General features: G+C 64.0%; 14 protein-coding genes and 1 riboswitch. Of the genes, 8 read left to right on the forward strand and 6 right to left on the reverse strand.

The window, feature by feature from the left end; all coding sequences use genetic code 11:
• Positions 1-17 precede the first annotated feature (17 nt).
• On the reverse strand, positions 18-1,583 hold the full coding sequence (locus AC56PL_RS15275) for a hypothetical protein (protein ID WP_497154379.1): 1,566 nt from the start codon (positions 1,581-1,583) through the stop codon (positions 18-20).
• Positions 1,584-1,760: 177 nt separating this feature from the next.
• Here AC56PL_RS15275 and secA2 point away from each other — a divergent pair, with 177 nt between their 5' ends.
• The 8 genes from secA2 to gcvP all read left to right on the forward strand — a co-directional run bounded on the left by secA2 (position 1,761) and on the right by gcvP (position 11,460).
• On the forward strand, positions 1,761-4,220 hold the full coding sequence (gene secA2 / locus AC56PL_RS15280; RefSeq protein WP_497154380.1) for an accessory Sec system translocase SecA2: 2,460 nt from the start codon (positions 1,761-1,763) through the stop codon (positions 4,218-4,220).
• Between the two features lie 46 nt (positions 4,221-4,266).
• Positions 4,267-4,866 (forward strand): CDP-alcohol phosphatidyltransferase family protein, encoded by a 600-nt coding sequence (locus AC56PL_RS15285; RefSeq protein ID WP_495516209.1) that lies wholly within the window; start codon positions 4,267-4,269, stop codon positions 4,864-4,866.
• Positions 4,867-4,917: 51 nt separating this feature from the next.
• Positions 4,918-5,322, forward strand: coding sequence for a glycine cleavage system protein GcvH (gcvH, locus tag AC56PL_RS15290; RefSeq protein ID WP_482139677.1), 405 nt, complete (start codon positions 4,918-4,920; stop codon positions 5,320-5,322).
• Between the two features lie 230 nt (positions 5,323-5,552).
• Positions 5,553-6,008 carry a glycogen accumulation regulator GarA gene (gene garA / locus AC56PL_RS15295; RefSeq protein WP_495516211.1) on the forward strand — a complete coding sequence of 152 codons (456 nt, stop codon included), beginning with the start codon at positions 5,553-5,555 and terminating at the stop codon, positions 6,006-6,008.
• A 35-nt stretch (positions 6,009-6,043) separates the two neighbouring features.
• Positions 6,044-6,733, forward strand: coding sequence for a transcriptional regulator FtsR (gene ftsR / locus AC56PL_RS15300; RefSeq protein WP_495516212.1), 690 nt, complete (start codon positions 6,044-6,046; stop codon positions 6,731-6,733).
• Between the two features lie 112 nt (positions 6,734-6,845).
• Positions 6,846-7,364 carry a bifunctional nuclease domain-containing protein gene (locus AC56PL_RS15305; protein WP_495516213.1) on the forward strand — a complete coding sequence of 173 codons (519 nt, stop codon included), beginning with the start codon at positions 6,846-6,848 and terminating at the stop codon, positions 7,362-7,364.
• Positions 7,365-7,673: 309 nt separating this feature from the next.
• Entirely contained in the window at positions 7,674-8,327 is a 654-nt protein-coding gene (locus AC56PL_RS15310) for a MerR family transcriptional regulator (protein ID WP_495516214.1), read from the forward strand.
• Positions 8,328-8,355: 28 nt separating this feature from the next.
• A riboswitch (glycine riboswitch) is annotated at positions 8,356-8,450 on the forward strand.
• Between the two features lie 193 nt (positions 8,451-8,643).
• The gene (gene gcvP / locus AC56PL_RS15315; protein WP_497154381.1) at positions 8,644-11,460 is read left to right on the forward strand and encodes an aminomethyl-transferring glycine dehydrogenase; all 2,817 of its coding nucleotides are present in this window, start codon (positions 8,644-8,646) and stop codon (positions 11,458-11,460) included.
• Positions 11,461-11,503: 43 nt separating this feature from the next.
• Here the strand turns inward: gcvP and AC56PL_RS15320 are convergent, their stop codons facing one another.
• The 5 genes from AC56PL_RS15320 to AC56PL_RS15340 form a co-directional block, all read right to left on the reverse strand.
• Positions 11,504-12,676 (reverse strand): substrate-binding domain-containing protein, encoded by a 1,173-nt coding sequence (locus AC56PL_RS15320; RefSeq protein ID WP_497154382.1) that lies wholly within the window; start codon positions 12,674-12,676, stop codon positions 11,504-11,506.
• 183 nt (positions 12,677-12,859) lie between these two features.
• Positions 12,860-15,043: a malate synthase G gene (locus AC56PL_RS15325; protein WP_497154383.1), complete on the reverse strand. Its 2,184-nt coding sequence runs from the start codon at positions 15,041-15,043 to the stop codon at positions 12,860-12,862.
• A gap of 99 nt (positions 15,044-15,142) precedes the next feature.
• The gene (locus tag AC56PL_RS15330) at positions 15,143-16,051 is read right to left on the reverse strand and encodes a 3-methyladenine DNA glycosylase (protein ID WP_497154384.1); all 909 of its coding nucleotides are present in this window, start codon (positions 16,049-16,051) and stop codon (positions 15,143-15,145) included.
• Positions 16,048-17,124: a hemolysin family protein gene (locus AC56PL_RS15335; RefSeq protein WP_497154385.1), complete on the reverse strand. Its 1,077-nt coding sequence runs from the start codon at positions 17,122-17,124 to the stop codon at positions 16,048-16,050. The genes AC56PL_RS15330 and AC56PL_RS15335 overlap by 4 nt, the downstream gene beginning before the upstream one ends.
• The gene (locus AC56PL_RS15340; RefSeq protein WP_495516220.1) at positions 17,117-18,508 is read right to left on the reverse strand and encodes a CNNM domain-containing protein; all 1,392 of its coding nucleotides are present in this window, start codon (positions 18,506-18,508) and stop codon (positions 17,117-17,119) included. The genes AC56PL_RS15335 and AC56PL_RS15340 overlap by 8 nt, the downstream gene beginning before the upstream one ends.
• Between the last annotated feature and the right edge of the window lie 4 nt (positions 18,509-18,512).

Raw genomic sequence — 18,512 nt, forward strand, 5'->3', positions numbered from 1 at the left:
CTCCGCCGCTGGCCATCTCAGTCTTCGGGGATGAACTGTCCGTCAAGACTGTAGTAGGCCACCTCGTCGTCCTGTCCGACCCTCACCGAGATGATTGTCCGGTAGTCCTGCAGCACGTACTGATGTGAGGTCTGGATGTCGACGGCGGCACGGTCGACGGCCTCGACCTGGTTGCGCCGCATGTGGTCGTCCCGGACTGCATCGAACGTGTCGGCAGGCAGGCTGTCGAACGTGACGGAACCTTCCCTGAGTTGACCGGAGGTGTTCTCCGATGACCTCATTGCCACGAAGAACCCCGGGACGATACTCGCCGAACCGGTGCGGTCCGGGGCGGTGAAGTCGATCAGTACACCACCCGAGTTCTGGATCGTGCCTGCCCCGATGTTGGGTGTGCCGGTCACCGTTCCGCGGATCTCGAAACGGTCGATGATCGGAACATCGGTTGGTAGACCGGCTTTGGTCATCGCCAGTTGTGCCTGGGTCATCGCGGCCGCGAAGTCGGCCGGGTCGAACCAGGTTGCGATGTTCCCTTCGGTATCGGCCTGGATTTGGGCCTCGATCCGGAAGTCCTCGCCAAACGTCGCGGTGGCCAGAACCGGGAGATTGTCACCGGAACGCGAGATCGTCATCGACTGGAACTCGCGGGATTGTTCGGGCAACGCCGCGGCCATCCGCTCGACGATCGTCGTGAACTGCATCCCGGAGAGATCGGCTGCCCGGAATGTGCGCGGTGATCGCTGCGTAGTGCTCGATCGGTCCGGGCCGTACCATTTGTCGCTGCTCGGCGAGTAACTCATGCCGATGCTCTCGCCGGTGGCCGGGTCGTAGACCTGGATCCGATCGCTGCCGCTGGTGCCCAGATCCAGCGTCAAGATGTTGCTCGACGCCGCCGGACCCAGCGCCTCGACCTGGGCCAGCATCGCATTAATCCGTTCCTGCGGAGCCCCGAGCGACTCATCGCTCATCGATGAGCTCAATCCGTTGTCGGGCAACGAAACCGAGACATGCCAACCAGTGCCGACCCCGAAGAACAGGGCGGCGGCGACCGCGATGGTGATCACCGGAAGGAACACTGTTCGTTTGGCGGGATGATCGCCGAACTCGATGTCCTCGGCCGGATGTTCGTCACCTCGATCCAGCAGAACCGAGCTCGGACGCGGCGGGATGAAAGCCTCCGGCAGACGATTGTCGGCGTTGTGCAACAGATTCTCGGCCATGCCCTTGGGCATCGCCGAGAGCCAACGCGCTCGGTAATCGGTGTCGTTTGGCGGCGAGATGGTCGCCGTGACCAGCGTCGGCTGGATGTTCGAGGCGTCCAGGCTCGACCGGGTCAGCGCCTCGACAGCGACCGGGACGTTCAGTGTGGAGTGACCGCCCGCGACCAGACCGTCGATGCGTCGTGGTCGCGGCGCTGCGACGACTGCCGCGATGGACAGGGGAACACCCACTGCCAAGGCCACCGCCCAGTGGTTGTATGCGCCGAGGCCGACCCCACATCCCAGGAGAGCGCCGGCGACGACCGCCCGACCCGTCTGGCGAAACACCAACGACCCCACCGCACCGCCACCGAGACCTGCGCCCATGGGAGACCTTCCGCCTCGAATTCCGTCAGCGTTCGCATCCTATGGTCACTGTGACCAGCAGGGAAGTGGCAAAGCCCGAGGCCGCGCCGCAGCCCGCCGCGTACGGTTACTGCGATAGCGCTTCCGCGTACGGTGGAGCACGGCAGTTTTGTCAGATGGACTAAGGAGTACGGCTCGGTGGGAAAGCTCACGAACAACATGTGGCGGCTGCTGGGGGCACAATCCTCGCGCAACCAGTCGAAGTCCCTGACACTCATCAAGAAGGCAGATTCTCACGACAAGTGGGCTGCCGACCTCGATGACAAGGAGTTCGCCGCCACAGCGGAGAAGCTCGACATCACCGATCCCGAAGGCGACGACCGGGCCCGTTTCCTGGCACTGGCCCGTGAGGCCGGAGATCGCACGCTGGACATGCGGCCCTTCGACGTCCAGCTCCAGGGCGCGCTGCGTCTGCTCGAGGGCGATGTCATCGAAATGGCCACCGGTGAGGGCAAAACCCTGGCCGGCGCCATCGCAGCGATCGGGTTTGTGCTGCAAGGCCATCGGATCCACGTCATCTCCGTCAACGACTACCTGGCGACCCGTGACGCCGAGTGGATGAAGCCGCTCTTCGATCTCTTCCACATCGTCTCGGATTCGGTGTCGGAGAACTCCACCCGTGAAGAGCGCAAGGCCGCCTACGACTCCGACATCGTCTACGGATCGGTCAACGAGATCGGGTTCGACGTGTTGCGCGACCAACTCGTCACCCGCCCCGAAGATCTCGTCTCGCCGAAGCCCGACGTCGCGATCATCGACGAAGCCGACTCGGTGCTCGTCGACGAAGCGCTGGTGCCCCTGATCCTGGCCGGTTCGGCGATAGGTGAAGTGCCGGACAAGCCGATCCACGACGCCGTCACAAAACTCAAGAAGAACCACTACGAGATCGACGCCGAGGGTCGCAACGTCTACCTGACCGACGAAGGTGCCGCCTTCATCGAGGGTGAGCTCGGCGGTATCAACCTGTACGACGAGGAGCACGTCGGCACCACACTGGTGCACGTCAACGTTGCGATGCACGCCCACATCCTCATCGAGCGCGATGTGCACTACATCGTTCGCGACGGCGGCGTCCACCTGATCAACGCCTCCCGCGGCCGGGTGGCCCAACTCCAGCGCTGGCCGGACGGCCTGCAGGCGGCAGTCGAGCTGAAAGAAGGCCTCGCACAGACAGATTCCGGTGAGGTCATCGACACGATCACGGTGCAGGCCTTGATCGGCCGTTATCCGAAGGTCTGCGGAATGACCGGTACCGCGGTCGCCGCCGGCGAGCAGCTGCGGCAGTTCTACGAGCTCGCCGTCTCGCAGATCCCCCCGAACACCAAGAACATCCGCGTCGACGAGGTCGACCGCGTCTACGACAACAAGTCGAACAAGGCCGACGCCGTCGTCGAGTTCGTCAAAGAGATCCACGAGACCGGACAACCGGTTCTCATCGGTACACACGACGTTGCCGAATCCGAAGAACTTGCCCATCTACTCGGCCGTGCGGGCGTGGAGTCGGTCGTTCTCAATGCCAAGAACGACGCACAAGAAGCGAAGATCATCGCCGAGGCGGGTGCCAAGAGTGCTGTCACCGTCTCCACCCAGATGGCCGGACGCGGTACCGACATCAAGCTCGGTGGCTCGGCGGGCCAGAAAGATGCAGGCGAGTCGAGCCCGGAGCGTGACCAGGTCGTCGAACTAGGTGGCCTGTGCGTGGTGGGAACGGGTCGGCACGACACCGAGCGGCTCGACAACCAGCTCCGCGGTCGCGCGGGACGACAGGGCGATCCCGGTCGGTCAGTGTTCTTCTCGAGCGTCGAAGATCCGCTGGTCACCCGAAACCTGACCCTCAAGCGCGATCCGGTCAGTTCATCGGAAGACGGATCGCTCGGGTCGAAGGGCGTGGACATCATCGAGCAGGCCCAGCGGATCGCCGAGGGTGTGATGCTCGAACTGCATGCCAACACGTGGCGGTACAACCAATTGGTGAACCAGCAGCGCGAGATCATCGTCAAACGCCGCACGAGCCTTCTCACCACCGATGCCGCGTTGCAGGAGTTCAAGGAAACCGAGCCGGAGCGCTACCGCGAACTGACCGGAGAGACCGTCAAGACCGAAAAAGCCGACACGGCCGGGAAAGCCGACACGGCCAAGACGGAGGAGGCTGCTGCCGTGAACTCCGAAGGAGGGTCGGTCGAAGTCACCGTCGACAGCGCCAAGACCCCGGTCCCGGCGGCCGAGCCTGTCCCGCACGACGTTCTCGAGCAGGCAGCGCGCGAGATCATGCTGTTCCACCTGGACCGGGCATGGGCCGATCACCTGGCGTACGTCTCTGATGTGCGCGCCAGCATCCACCTGCGTTCCATCGGCCGCGAATCGCCGCTGGACGAGTTCCACAAGCTGATCCTCGGCGAGTTCAGCAAGTTGCCGGGCGAAGCCGTCGAGAATGCGCGCAAGACATTCCGGGAGGCCGTCATCACCGCGGACGGGATCGATCTGGATCAGGCCGATCTGCGGCGTTCGACCACCACCTGGACGTACATGGTCCACGACAGTCCGTTCTCGTCCGGTGGTGCCAAGGCGCTCCAGGGCATCGTCGGCATCTTCCGGTAGCGCGGGCCGAAGAGCCCTCGCACCGGGGTATGACAGGCTGGTCGTCATGGAAGAGACCGATCCGGATCCGGTCGTAGAGTCGGATCGGGTGTTCACTGTGCCCAACCTGCTCAGTGGACTGCGGCTGATACTCATACCGGTTTTCTTGTGGGTATTGCTGGCCGAAGAGGCCGACGGTTGGGCGTTCGCGATCCTGTTCTTCGCAGGGCTGTCGGACTGGGCGGACGGCAAGATCGCGCGGCTGATGAACCAATCGTCGCGGTTGGGCGCATTGCTCGATCCGGCAGCGGACCGCCTGTACATGATCGCGATACCGATCGGACTCGCGATCCGCGGCATCATCCCGTGGTGGCTGGTCGCGATCTTGTTCGGCCGCGACCTGTTGTTGCTGGCGACGGCGCCGTTGCTGCGGAGTCGGGGGATCACCGCGCTCCCGACCATCTACATCGGCAAAGCCGCGACGTTTGCGTTGATGTACGGATTCCCGATGATCATTGCCGGGCAATTGGATTCGATCATCGGTGACATCGTCTACCCCTGTGGTTGGGCTTTCCTGATCTGGGGTACCGGGATGTATGTGTGGTCGTTTGTTCTGTACTGGGTGCAAGCCGTGCTGGTTGTTCGTGCACTGCCCCCGGTGCGCTAGATTCTCACAACAGACGATGTTCCATGTGTAGAGGCGAAAGGCAGCACACACGTGACCCAGAAGCAGGCTCCTGACGATCTGCACTACACCGCCGAACACGAGTGGGTGCAGAAGGTGTCCGACCGTACGGTTCGGATCGGGATCACCGACTACGCACAAGATCAGTTGGGTGACGTCGTATTCGTCCAGTTGCCGGCGATCGATGACGTCGTCGAGGTCGGAGAATCGTTTGCCGAGGTCGAATCCACGAAAAGTGTGTCCGATATTTTCGGACCCCTCAATGGCGTGATCTCGGCGATCAACGAAGATCTGGAGGCGAGCCCCGACCTCGTCAATTCGGCGCCTTACGAGCGTGGCTGGTTGGTCGAGATCACCGTCGGTGCCGACGACGACCTGGATGAATTGGTGAGCGAAATGCTCGACGCGGCCGGCTACGCCGCCATCACGTCCGGATAAGCACTCCGGCGAAGCGCGGCGGCGCTCGATTCACACGCACAGTATGCAGCGGGTTTATGCATGTGTGGCCCGTGGCAGGGTACGGTCTAAGTCACGGGTAATGCCCCAATCCACTCGATGAGACCGGATTCGGCGGGTCAGTAGTTGGACCGCCGAACGCCGCCGCAATCACCGTGGAAAAACAAGGCTCGAATCCGGGCCGCGGGGACAATTACGAAGAAGGAGAATTGGTGAGCGACAACGAGAAGGACATCGAAGCTCCGGTAGAGACCACATCGGTCTTCCGGGCCGATTTCATCAAAGAGATGGAATCGACCGGTGGTTCTGCCACATCCGCGGACAGCGGTGTGGAACGGCTGTCTGCGGGCACCGCATTGCTCGTGGTCAAGCGCGGCCCCAACGCCGGCTCTCGTTTTCTGCTCGACCAGGCGACCACCTCGGCCGGTCGGCACCCCGACAGTGACATCTTCCTCGATGACGTCACCGTGAGCCGTCGACATGCTGAGTTCCGCTTGGGCGACAACGAGTTCCAGGTTGTTGACGTCGGCAGCCTGAACGGCACGTACGTCAACCGTGAGCCGGTGGATTCCGCTGTGCTCGCCAACGGCGACGAGGTTCAGATCGGCAAGTTCCGCCTGGTGTTCCTGACCGGTCCCAGTAGTGACGAAGGTTCCGCGGACGCGTGACCTCACCGGCGGCGGGGCAGCATTCTGAAGGATCGATGTCTATCGGCTCGGTCCTCGATCAGCTGCGCGGAGAATTCCCCGACGTGACGATTTCGAAGATCAGGTTCCTCGAATCCGAAGGTCTGGTCACCCCGCAGCGGTCGCCGTCCGGATACCGCCGGTTCAGTCGCGCCGACTGTGAACGACTCCGGTTTGTCCTGACCGCGCAGCGTGATCGTTACCTGCCGCTCAAAGTCATCAAAGAACAACTCGACGAGATCGACCGCGGTACCCGTCCGGAAGCCCCGGCGGGTACCCGGTTGTTGTCGTCGGCAAAGAACTGGGTGGCCCCGGCCACCGATTTCTCGCAGAACGGTGGCGGGCGTCTGAGCCGCGACTCACTGCTCGAACGCACCGGCGTCGATTCCGCGTTTGTGACCGAACTCGTCGACAACGGGTTGCTGGTTCCAGGACCGCGGGGATTCTTCGACGAAGACGCGGTGCGGCTGGTGACGGCGGCATCGGCGCTGGCCAACTTCGGTGTCGGGGCGCGACACCTGCGTGCGTTCAAGGTCTCGGCCGATCGCGAGGCGGGACTCGTCGCGCAGATCGCCAACCCGATCGCCAAGGGCAAAGGGACCGGCGCCCGTGATCGCGCCGAGGAGATGGTGCGAGAAATCGCAGCACTGTCCGTCACCCTCCACACGCAGCTCGTCAAGCAAGCGGTACGCGAAGTTCTCGACTGAAGACCCGATCTTCCGGACCGGTCCGGAGTTTCTCGGTCGTCGCGCGGGCATCCTTGCCATAGGATTAGGGCGGTGAAGCATTCGCCCACACAAGCTTGGGAGGGCCGACCGCATGAGTGAAATGCGCGTAGTAGGTATCCGAGTGGAACCGCCACAAAGTCAACCGGTGCTGCTCCTACAGGAAACCGCCGGAGAACGTTACCTGCCGATCTGGATCGGTCAGAGCGAAGCAGCGTCAATTGCCCTGCGGCAAAAGGGCGTTGAACCTCCCCGTCCCTTGACCCACGACCTGATCGTCAACCTGATCAGTGCTCTGGGCCACGAACTTCTCGAGGTTCGGATCGTGGACATGCAAGAGGGCACGTTCTACGCGGACCTGGTGTTCGCCGGAGACCTGCGGATCTCCGCCCGGCCGTCGGACTCGGTGGCCATCGCGATTCGCGCCGAAGTCCCGATCTACGCCGAGGAATCGGTGCTTGCCGAAGCCGGTCTACTGATGCCATCGGATGATCCGGAAGATGCGGACGACGAAGAGCCCACGGCCGAGGTCAAAGAAGACGAGGTCGAGAAGTTCAAGGAGTTCCTCGACTCGGTGTCGCCGGACGATTTCAAAGCATCTGGTGGGGCATAGCCCCGTGCTCTGGCGGGCACAACCGGCGGATCGCGGCAAGGCACGGATCCGCTCGTGGTGCCCGCATTTGGGTCTGGCGAGTCTGGTCACGGAACGGAAACTGTGGGGTCACAAAACGCCTAAAGCTCAACTTTAGGTTAAGGGTTACAGCGAGTCGCGTTGATCCGGACCCGCTGCGGCCATACGGTCTTCCCATACCCGCGAAAGTTGCGGAGATGTGATTTTGATCAGTCAGTGCGCGTAAACTTGGCCCGTCGGAGCCAGGTAACACACACCGGCGGTCACCGACCAGCACGCGAGGAGAACCCAGTGGGCGATCAGCCACACGACGGTGAGAACGGCGACCGCAGGACGCACGATGCGTCCCCCGAGACAGACACTGCGATCGGCGGCTCCAACAAGCCAGGTCAAGGCTCTCTGGCTGACATCGCACCGGGGCTGTTCCCGAACGACACCGTGCCCGACGAACTCGTCGGCTACCGGGTTCCCAGTGCCTGCCAGATCGCCGGAATCACGTACCGGCAGCTCGACTACTGGGCCCGCACATCACTGGTCGTGCCCTCGATCCGCAGCGCCGCCGGTTCTGGTAGCCAGCGCCTGTATTCGTTCAAGGACATCCTTGTCCTGAAGATCGTCAAGCGTCTGCTCGACACCGGGATCTCGCTACAGAACATCCGGGTCGCCGTCGACCACCTGCGTAAGCGTGGCGTCGAGGATCTGGCCCGCATCACGCTGTTCTCGGACGGCACCACCGTCTACGAGTGCACCTCGGCCGAAGAGGTTGTCGACCTGCTCCAGGGCGGTCAGGGCGTGTTCGGCATCGCCGTCAGTGGCGCGATGCGCGAGCTCACCGGAACCATCGCAGACTTCCCGGCAGAACGCGCCGATGGCGGCGTGACAGAAACTGCACCCGAGGACGAATTGGCGTCGCGCCGCAAGAGCCGCGCCCGTCGCACCGGCTAGGACATCTGCCCGTACACTGGGTCTGCGTCGCAGCGACACGGGAGAGAGCCATCCTCGAGATGGCCGCCGAAGGAGCAATACCTCTCCGTCAAACTCTCAGGCATCAAGGACCGTGTCGACGTCGGCGTCTCTGGAGAGTGACGGCAGCATCCGTCCGCCCATGGTGAAAGGCCGCGTCCGCCGCGGCTGAATCTCTCAGGCGTTCTGCGGGCACAGGCCTTGCAGGATAGGACAGAGGGGGAGGACCGGCGTCCGGCTTACAGTCGGCACTACACGTGGTCGGCTCTCGTGGCGGACCACCGCGGAGGTCCTATCCATGACCGGCACACCCTTCACAGATCGCCACATCGGCCCGGACGCAGGCGAACTCGACCGCATCCTCACACTTGTCGGCGCGACCTCACTCGACGACTTAGCTCGCCAGGTGGTGCCGTCGGGGATTCTCGACACCCCGGACGACAACGGTCTTGGCGTGCTGCCGCCCGCCATCTCAGAACACGAGATCCTGGCCGAACTGGCCGGCCTGGCCGGTGAGAACACCGTTGCCACCTCGATGATCGGCCTCGGCTACTACGACACGCTGACGCCACCGGTGCTGACCCGCAACATCATCGAGAACCCGGCCTGGTACACCGCGTACACGCCGTATCAGCCCGAGATCAGCCAAGGCCGTCTCGAGGCACTGCTCAACTTCCAGACGATGGTCTCCGACCTGACCGGTATGGAGGTCGCCAACGCTTCCATGCTCGACGAGTCGACGGCAGCCGCCGAGGCCATGACGCTCCTCCGGCGAGCAGGCAAGAGCAAGTCGCCGCGCTTCCTGGTCGACGCAGATCTCTTCCCGCAGACCGCTGCGGTGATCGCCACCCGCGCGCAGCCACTCGGAATCGAGGTCGTGACCGCTGATCTGACCAAGGGGCTGCCCGAGGGTGAGTTCTTCGGTGTCCTGGCCCAGACGCCCACCGCCTCCGGCCGGGTGATCGACAGTGCGGCACTCATCGAGGCAGCGCATGAACGCGGCGCCCTGGTTGCGGTCGGAGCCGATCTGCTGGCCATGACGCTGATCACCCCGCCCGGTGAACTCGGTGCCGACGTCTGTTTCGGCACCACGCAACGCTTCGGTGTGCCGATGGGATTCGGTGGTCCACACGCGGGATACCTTGCGGTGCACGCCAAGCACGCGCGTCAGCTTCCCGGCCGTCTCGTCGGGGTCTCGAAAGATGCCGACGGCAACCTCGCATACCGGTTGTCGCTGCAGACCCGCGAGCAGCACATCCGCCGGGAGAAGGCGACCAGCAATATCTGCACGGCGCAGGTCCTGTTGGCGATCCTTGCCGCGATGTACGCCAGCTATCACGGCGCCGACGGACTCCGGGCGATCGCCCGGCGGGTCCACGGTCATGCCGAGTCGATCGCATCCGCGCTCGGCGACAAAGTGGTCCACGCCAAGTACTTCGACACCGTGCTGGCACATGTCCCCGGACACGCCGAATCGGTGGTCGCCGCCGCGGCTGCACGCGGAATCAATTTGCGACTTGTCGACTCCGATCACGTGTCCGTCTCCTGCGATGAGGCAACCACCGACGCACACGTGGCAACTGTCCTCGATGCCTTCGGAGTGACCGCAACCGAGCCGGTCTGCGCCGGGGTTGTCGATCGGACCTCGGACTTCCTCACGCACCCGGCGTTCAACCGCTACCGCACCGAAACCGCGATGATGCGCTACCTGCGGACCCTCGCCGACAAAGACATCGCATTGGACCGCAGCATGATTCCGCTGGGATCATGCACCATGAAGCTCAACGCGGCCGCCGAGATGGAGGCCATCACCTGGCCGACCATCGCCAGGCTTCATCCGTTTGCGCCCGCCGATCAGGTGACGGGGATGCGCAAGATCATCGCCTCGCTCGAGGAGTGGCTGGTCGCGATCACCGGCTACGACCGCGTCAGCCTGCAGCCCAATGCCGGCTCGCAGGGTGAATACGCCGGACTGCTCGCGATCCGCGAGTACCACCGCAGTCGCGGCGACGACGCCCGCACGGTCTGCCTGATCCCGTCGAGTGCCCACGGCACCAACGCCGCATCCGCGGTCATGGCCGGGATGCGGGTCGTGGTGGTCGCCTGCCGCGAGAACGGTGATGTCGATGTCGATGATCTGCGCGCCAAGATCGATGCGAACGCCGCCGAACTGTCGGCGATCATGATCACCTACCCGTCCACCCACGGCGTGTTCGAGCACGAGATCGGTGACATCTGCGCCGCGGTTCACGACGCCGGAGGTCAGGTCTATGTCGACGGCGCCAACCTCAATGCTCTTGTCGGAGTGGCGCGTCCGGGCCGGTTTGGCGGTGACGTCAGCCATCTCAACCTGCACAAGACCTTCTGCATCCCGCACGGGGGTGGTGGCCCGGGTGTCGGACCGATCGGTGTGCGCGAGCACCTCGCACCGTTCCTGCCCGGACATCCGCTTGCCGACGAATTGCCAGGGGAACTGACGATCTCGGCAGCGCCGTACGGATCCGCATCGATCCTGCCGATCACCTACGCCTACATCCGATTGATGGGTGCCGAAGGGCTGCGGCAGGCCACACTCACCGCCATCGCGTCGGCGAACTACATCGCCGCCCGACTACGTGATCATTACCCGGTGCTGTACACCGGCGCCGGTGATCGGGTTGCACACGAATGCATCATCGACCTACGTCCCCTGACCAAAAGCAGCGGCGTCACCGTCGATGATGTCGCAAAACGCTTGGCAGACTACGGATTCCATGCGCCGACCATGAGCTTCCCGGTGGCAGGCACTCTGATGATCGAACCCACCGAGAGCGAGAATCTCGACGAGATCGATGCCTTCTGCGATGCGATGATCTCGATCCGCGGCGAGATCAGCAAGGTCGAAGACGGTCAGTGGTCAGTGGACGACAACCCGCTGCGGGGGGCACCCCACACCGCTGAATGTCTGGTCGGGGAGTGGGAGCACGGATATGACCGCCTGGTCGCCGTCTATCCGAACGGGCTGCCGTCCGCAGGCGGGCGGGCCAAGGTGTGGCCGGGTGTGCGCCGGATCGACGGCGCGTTCGGCGACCGGAACCTGGTGTGCAGCTGCCCACCGGTGGAGGCTTTCGCCTGACCGATCTGCCGCCCGGTCGATCAGTGGCCTGGTCGACCGGGCGTCAGCTGCGGCGCGTGAGCGTGTCGGTGATGGCGTTCTGAGCCTCTGCCGGCGGCGGGGGCATCGGGGACGGTGTCTCCGGGAAGTCCACGGCCGCAGTCGGCGCCGGTAGCGCACCGCCACCACGGAAACCTGACTGGGTGAGCGCGGTGATGTGTTCCGGTGAATGCACGTAGCTGATGAACTCGTCGACGGCATCACGCTGCGCGACGTCGACCTGTTCGCCGGTCAACGTGATCACCGGGAAGTCGGCCATCGGAGTCGGGCCGGTCGGTAGCAAAGACACGACACCCTCGTTGCTGCCGTCCTTGGTGAGCACGTAGAGCTGCTGCTCGGTGATCGGTACCGCATGGATGGCCCCGGTCGCAGGGTTCGCTTCCTGCGCGATCATCTGCACACCACTCTCGGACGACCCGAGGTCGGTCGGAGGTGCTTCGGACTGCATCGTTTGCAGGGTCGATGTCACCAGCGACGAGGTCGCGTCTTCCACGGTCAGGGCGCCTCTCGGGGTCCGGGAGACCTCCATCGCGATGGCCTGGGCCGCGAGCGCGGTGGCATCGGATTGTGGACCCGTCGGCATCGCCATCTTCAATGTTCCCCAGCCGGGCAGCCCCAACCGTTCCATCGCAGCCTCTGACCGCTGCAGGGTGGGGACTTCGAGCCAGCTGAGGTTGCCTTGCATCGCTTCCTTCGCCGCGGCGGGGATGGCCAGCATCACCGGCGATGTCACCAGAGACTCCGGCGTGCCGTCTACGATCTCCGGCTTGGCGACCGACAGCTGTGAACTCCACACCGACGACTGCGGGATCCAGGCCGCCGGATACTGTCCGCGCGATGCCTGGTCCCAGGTGCCGGTCAGACCCTCGAGAGTCACTTTCGCATCGGCCGGACGCACATCGATGGTCACGCACCAGTCGCGGTTGATCGGTTTCGTGGCGTTGTATTCGGCGGCGACGGACTTCAGCGGTTCGGTCAACCCTGGATCGCTGACGATCGCGACCGTGAGATCGCCTTCCACACAGCGTTTTGCGGCATTTTGGCCCTGTTCGGTGATCCGGTCACCCAACATCGACCAGAGAACGCCGCCGGCCACGAGCACCACGACAAAGGCAATGAGAGCCAGAAGGCCGCGGCTGACACCTCTACTGCCGCCGGCTCTGCGATGCTCGCCCACACACACCCCGATCCACGTATGACATGACAACCCGGACCCGCACACTTCCGGACCGGTGATCGGTCACCGGTCCGGAAGGCGGCAGCTGTCGTTGGGCAGTCTATGCGCTGCGCTGTTGTTCGTGCGACAGGTCACACAGCGGGTGGGCCGTGCGGATGACCCGGCTGATGATCAGCCGAACCGTCAGGCGTTCGCCGCCTTGAACTCGCGGCGACGACGATGCAGGATCGGCTCGGTGTAGCCGTTCGCCTGCGAGCCACCTTCGATGATGAGCTCCTTGGCGGCACCGAACGCGATGTTCGAGGCGAAATCCGGAGCCATCGGCCGGTACGTCGGATCCCCGGCGTTCTGCTGATCGACAACCGGTGCCATCCGCTCGAGCGCGGCAACAACATCGGACTCGGTGACGATGCCGTGGTGCAGCCAGTTGGCCAGCAACTGGCTGGAAATCCGCAGAGTGGCACGGTCTTCCATCAGTGCGATGTCGTGGATGTCCGGCACCTTCGAGCAACCGACACCGGCATCGATCCAGCGGACGACGTAGCCCAGGATCGACTGGCAGTTGTTGTCGAGCTCTTCGAGCTTCTCTTCGTCCGACCAGTTGGTGTTCGGGGCGAGCGGGATGGTCAGGATGTCGTCGACCGACGCCGGCTCACGCTTGGCGAGCTCGTCCTGGCGCTTGAACACGTCGACCTGGTGGTAATGCAACGCGTGCAGGGTGGCTGCGGTTGGCGACGGCACCCATGCGGTGTTGGCCCCGGCCTTCGGATGGCCGATCTTCTGCTCGAGCATGTCGGCCATCAGATCGGGCATGGCCCACATGCCCTTGCCGATCTGCGCCTTGTGTTGCAGACCTGCATGCAGACCGGTGTCGACGTTGAAGTCCTCGTAGGCCTTGATCCACTTCTGCGACTTCATCTCTGCCTTGCGCACCACGGCGCCGGCTTCCATCGAGGTGTGGATCTCGTCGCCGGTGCGGTCGAGGAATCCGGTGTTGATGAAGACCACACGGTCCTGAGCGGCCTTGATGCAGGCCTTCAGGTTCACGGTGGTGCGACGCTCTTCGTCCATGATGCCGACCTTCAGCGTGCCGGTGGGCAGGCCGAGGACCTCTTCGACGCGGCCGAAGAGTTCGACCGTGAACGCGACCTCATCGGGGCCGTGCATCTTGGGCTTGACGATGTAGATCGACCCGGTCCGCGAGTTCTGCAATGGGTGGGTCTGCATGCCGTGGGTGCCGATGAGCGCGGTGAACAGGGCATCGAGGATACCTTCGGGAACCTCGGAACCGTCGGCGGTGATGATTGCATCGTTGGTCATCAGGTGGCCGACGTTGCGCACGAACAACAGTGAGCGTCCGTGCAGGAGAAGGCCGGAACCGTCGGGTGCGGTGTACGCGCGATCCTGGTTGAGGACGCGGGTGAAACTCTTGCCGCCCTTGGTGACCTCTTCGGACAGATCGCCCTTGTTGAGGCCGAGCCAGTTGCGGTAGCCGGTCACCTTGTCATCGGCGTCGACCGCGGCAACCGAATCCTCGAAGTCCATGATGGTGGTGATGGCCGATTCGACCAGAACGTCCTTGACGCCTGCAGCGTCGGTCGAGCCGATCGGGGAGTCGGCGTCGATCTGGATCTCCAGGTGTAGGCCGTTGTGGCGCAGCAGGATTCCGGACGGCTTCGCCGCCTCGCCGGTGTACCCGACAAACGCTGCCTGGTCGGCGAAGCCGGTGGACGCGCCGCCGGCCAGGCTGACCACAACGGTCTCACCGTCGACCACGTACGAGGTGGCGTCGGCGTGCTTGCCGTTTTCGAGGGGAACGGCCTCGTCGAGGAAGTTCTTGGCGAACGCGATGACCTTGTCGCCGCGGATCTTGTTGTACGAGGTGCCCTTTTCGGCGCCGTCGGCCTCGGGGATGGCATCGGTGCCGTACAGCGCGTCGTAGAGCGAACCCCAGCGCGCGTTGGATGCGTTGAGCGCAAACCGGGCGTTGAGGATCGGGACCACGAGCTGGGGTCCGGCGGTGGTGGTGATCTCGATGTCCACGCCGGTGGTGGTGATCTGGAAATCGGCGGGAACCGGTGTGAGGTAACCGATGTCGGTCAGGAACGCCTTGTAGGCGGCGAAGTCGAAGTCGGCCGGGGTGGCCGCCTTGTTGTCGCGGTGCCACTGATCGATCTTGGCCTGGAGGTCGTCGCGGATCGCCAGGAGTTCGGCGTTGCGCGGGCTCAGGTCGTTGATCACTGCCGCCGCGCCCGACCAGAACGCATCCTGATCTACTCCGGTGCCTGGCAGGGCCTCGTTGTTGATGAAGTCGTACAGAACCGACGCAACCTGCAAGCCGCCGTCGACGGTGACGCGCTGAGCCATAACCGGCCTCACTCTCTTTCGATCAAGGGCACTGATGCCGCATATGTTACTCGCTGGTAAGTAGTGGATCGAGCCGGGGAGAATCATCTGCCCCGCAGATCAGTTGTGACCGGTCCGCCCGGTCAGGCGGCGGCACCGTTCGATCAGGTCGGTGCGTAGTCCCTGGGCCCGACGTGCGAGCTCAGACTGCACGCGGACGTACTCCGCCCGTCCCGCCGGTTCCTCGATCGGAATCGGCGCCATGCCGAACTCTGACAGGTCGTACGGGCTTGCCCGCATGTCGATCTCGCGATGCTGTAGCGACAAATCGAATGCGTCGGCGACGACGTCCGACGGGAGCAGAGGTGCCAGTTTGTATGACCACTTGTAGAGGTCCATGCCGGCGTGCAGACAGCCTGGTTGTTCGAACTCGGGCTGTGTATGACGATTTAACACTGTGAGGTTCAGTGGCCTTGCAGGCGGGGTGAAGAACCGGAAGGCATCGAAGTGGGTGCAGCGAGGCGGTTGCGACCGGACCACGTCATCGGTCTCGGCAGGGCTCAGCCGCAACGGAACCCCGGCATGTCGGATCTGTTCGGGTGATGCCTGATAGACCATCGCCCACTCGTGCATCCCGAAGCAGTTCAGGCGAGGCGTCCGGTCGGCGGTGGCCGAGAGCAGATCGACGATGTAGTCGAGCGTCTCGCGGCGTTTGTCGAGGAAGTCGCGGCCGACGGTGACGAGGTCTGCACTTCGGACGTAACCGCGGTAATCGAGGTATCGCCGCGAGCCCCGGCCGTCCAGTCCGACCCCGTACCCGGGGTGCCAACGACGTAGCTGCGCAGGCCGGAAGCTGTAGTACGTGAACATGAAACCCCACACCGGATGCACCACATCACCTGCTTCGGGATCGGTGTACCGCGGAGGATGGCTTCGCAGGAGATCATCGATTCGGCTGCGGTGCTCGGCGGCCGTGGCCTGCCATTGCGACTCGAGGAGTCGGTCCACGAGCACTCCGGGTGCGGTCATACCCGGTGTGTCTCGTCGCGCACCGTCCCGACGAACTCCTCGACGAGGTCCTCGAGGGCAACCACCGCGACCGTGCGGCCGTTGTCGTCGACCACCGCGGCCAGATGCGAGCTCGTGCGGCGCATGGCGTTGGTGGCCTCGTCGAGGGCGGTCTTGTCGGCCAGAACCGGCAACGGATGGATCTTGTCGACACCGATGATGCTGTCGGGACCGACGGCGTCATCGAGGATCTCGTCGAGCACGTCCTTCAGATGCAGATATCCGGTGTAGGTGCCATCGGTTCCGCGGACCGGGTAGCGGCTGAATCCGGTGTCGATGACGGCCTGCTCGATCGAACCGAGGGTGGGCCCGACGCGTCCGGTTTTCGGATCTGCGGTGACCTGCACGCTACGGAGCTCGATGAGCGGGATCGCGACCTCGAGTACGGTGCGGCCCGACGTCTGGAGTGCACGGGTGAGCCGGGCGTGTTCCTCTTCGTCGATCAGACCCTCGCGTCGGGACTCGCCGAGCATCTGCGCCAGTTCATTCGCCGAGACCGTGGAGTCGAGTTCGTCCTTCGGCTCGACCCGCAGCAGACGCAGCGACAGGTTGGCCACCCAGTTGTAGAACGCGATCAACGGCCGGGCGAGCTTGATGAACATGAGATGGGCGGGGACCAGGAGCATGGCCGATCGCTCCGGGCCTGCCAACGCAAGATTTTTCGGGACCATCTCGCCGAGGAGGATGTGCAGCACAACAACCAGCGACAGCGCCAGGGTGAACGAGATCGGGTGTAGGAGTTCGTGCGGAACGTGGACGAGTTCCAGCGGCTTTTCGATCAGGTGCGCAATCGCGGGCTCGCCGATCCGGCCGAGCAGGATCGAGCAGATGGTGATGCCCAATTGCGCTGCGGCCAGCATCAGCGAAAGGTGCTCGCCGGCTTCGATCACCGTGCGGGCACGACGTTTACCCTGCTCTTCCAGGGCTTCGAGACGGTCGCGCCGCGCGGAGATCAACGAGAACTCCGCGGCGACGAAGAAGGCGTTACCGCCCAGCAACAGCACGGTGAGCACGACGCCCCACAGATCACTCATCGGTTGCCTCCGGCTCGTCGGATTCCGGTTGCGGGGTGACGGCCACGGTGTCGATGCGGCGACCGTCCATCCGCACCACGCGGGCACGCCAACGCTGTTCGGGCTCGTGCTCGGAGGAGTCGTCGTCATCGTCGGTTCCGGTGTAGCGGACCGGGAGGTCGACGATGTCGCCTTCGCGGGCGATCCGGCCGAGCTCGAACATCAACAGACCACCGAGGGTGTCGTATTGGCCCTCGGGTGCGCGATAACCGATCGCGTCGAGGAGTTCATCGATGCGGAGCAATCCGTTGAGGAGATACCCGTCGCCGTCCCGCTGGACGTCGGCCTCTTCGTCGTCGTGTTCGTCGGTGACGTCACCGACGATCTCCTCGATGAGGTCCTCGGTGGTGACGATGCCTGCCGTCCCGCCGTACTCGTCGACCACAACGACAACCTGGAGGCCGTCGGCGCGGATCTGATCCATCAGCGAGTCTCCGTCGAGACTCGCCGGGACAACCGAGACCGCGCGGGCCAGCGTGTGCAATTCGGTGGTGCTGCGCTGGGACATCGGTACGGTGAACGCCTGTTTGACGTGGACGACGCCACTGATGTTGTCGAGGTCGCCGCCGTCGAGCACCGGGAACCGGGAATATCCCGTACGCGACGACGCCAGGATCAGATCGCGAACGGTGTCGTGGATGTCGAGTGTCTCGACGGTGACACGTGGTGTCATCAGGTCTTCCGCGGTGAGGGTGCCGAATTGCAGCGATCGATCGACCAGTGCGGCGGTACCAGGGTCGAGTGCACCCTGACGAGCCGAATTGCGAACCAGCGATCCGAGTTCCTGCGGTGATCGGGCCGACCGCAGTTCCTCCGCGGGCTCGACGCCCAACCGGCGGACCAACCAGTTGGCGGTGCCGTTGAGTGTGTTGATCAACCACCGGAACGTCGCCGAGAACAAGCTCATCGACCCGGCCGTGGCACGTGCGGTCGGCAACGGCTTGGAGATCGCAAGGTTCTTGGGGATGAGCTCGCCGAGCACCATCGACAGCGACGTCGCGATGACCAGCGCCAGGATCAGTGAGGTCGCCACCGCAGCGCTGTCGGGGATTCCGATCAGTTCGAACAGCGGCTCGAAGAGCTGCGCGAGAACCGGTTCGGCGATGTAGCCGGTGATCAGGGTGGTGATGGTGATACCTAGCTGGGCGCCGGAGAGCTGGAACGACAGCGTTTTGTGTGCCCGGCTGACCTGCCGCGAACGAAGGTCGCCCCTGGTCCGGACGTCGTTCTCGACCGTGGACCGTTCGAGCGCCGTGAGTGAGAACTCGGCCGCGACGAACAGTGCGGTACCCAGGGTGAGGGCGATGAAGCCGAGCAGACTGCCGATCAGGATCAGCGCTTGCATCAAC

This window comes from Williamsia sp. Y721 (genome assembly GCF_059683565.1).

Coding starts and splice junctions, on each gene's coding strand:
- AC56PL_RS15275 (WP_497154379.1), bottom strand. CDS start 1,583: ATGGGCGCAGGTCTCGGTGGCGGTGCGGTGGGGTCGTTGGTGTTTCGC.
- AC56PL_RS15285 (WP_495516209.1), top strand. CDS start 4,267: ATGGAAGAGACCGATCCGGATCCGGTCGTAGAGTCGGATCGGGTGTTC.
- ftsR (WP_495516212.1), top strand. CDS start 6,044: ATGTCTATCGGCTCGGTCCTCGATCAGCTGCGCGGAGAATTCCCCGAC.
- AC56PL_RS15305 (WP_495516213.1), top strand. CDS start 6,846: ATGAGTGAAATGCGCGTAGTAGGTATCCGAGTGGAACCGCCACAAAGT.
- gcvP (WP_497154381.1), top strand. CDS start 8,644: ATGACCGGCACACCCTTCACAGATCGCCACATCGGCCCGGACGCAGGC.
- AC56PL_RS15325 (WP_497154383.1), bottom strand. CDS start 15,043: ATGGCTCAGCGCGTCACCGTCGACGGCGGCTTGCAGGTTGCGTCGGTT.
- AC56PL_RS15330 (WP_497154384.1), bottom strand. CDS start 16,051: ATGACCGCACCCGGAGTGCTCGTGGACCGACTCCTCGAGTCGCAATGG.
- AC56PL_RS15335 (WP_497154385.1), bottom strand. CDS start 17,124: ATGAGTGATCTGTGGGGCGTCGTGCTCACCGTGCTGTTGCTGGGCGGT.
- AC56PL_RS15340 (WP_495516220.1), bottom strand. CDS start 18,508: ATGCAAGCGCTGATCCTGATCGGCAGTCTGCTCGGCTTCATCGCCCTC.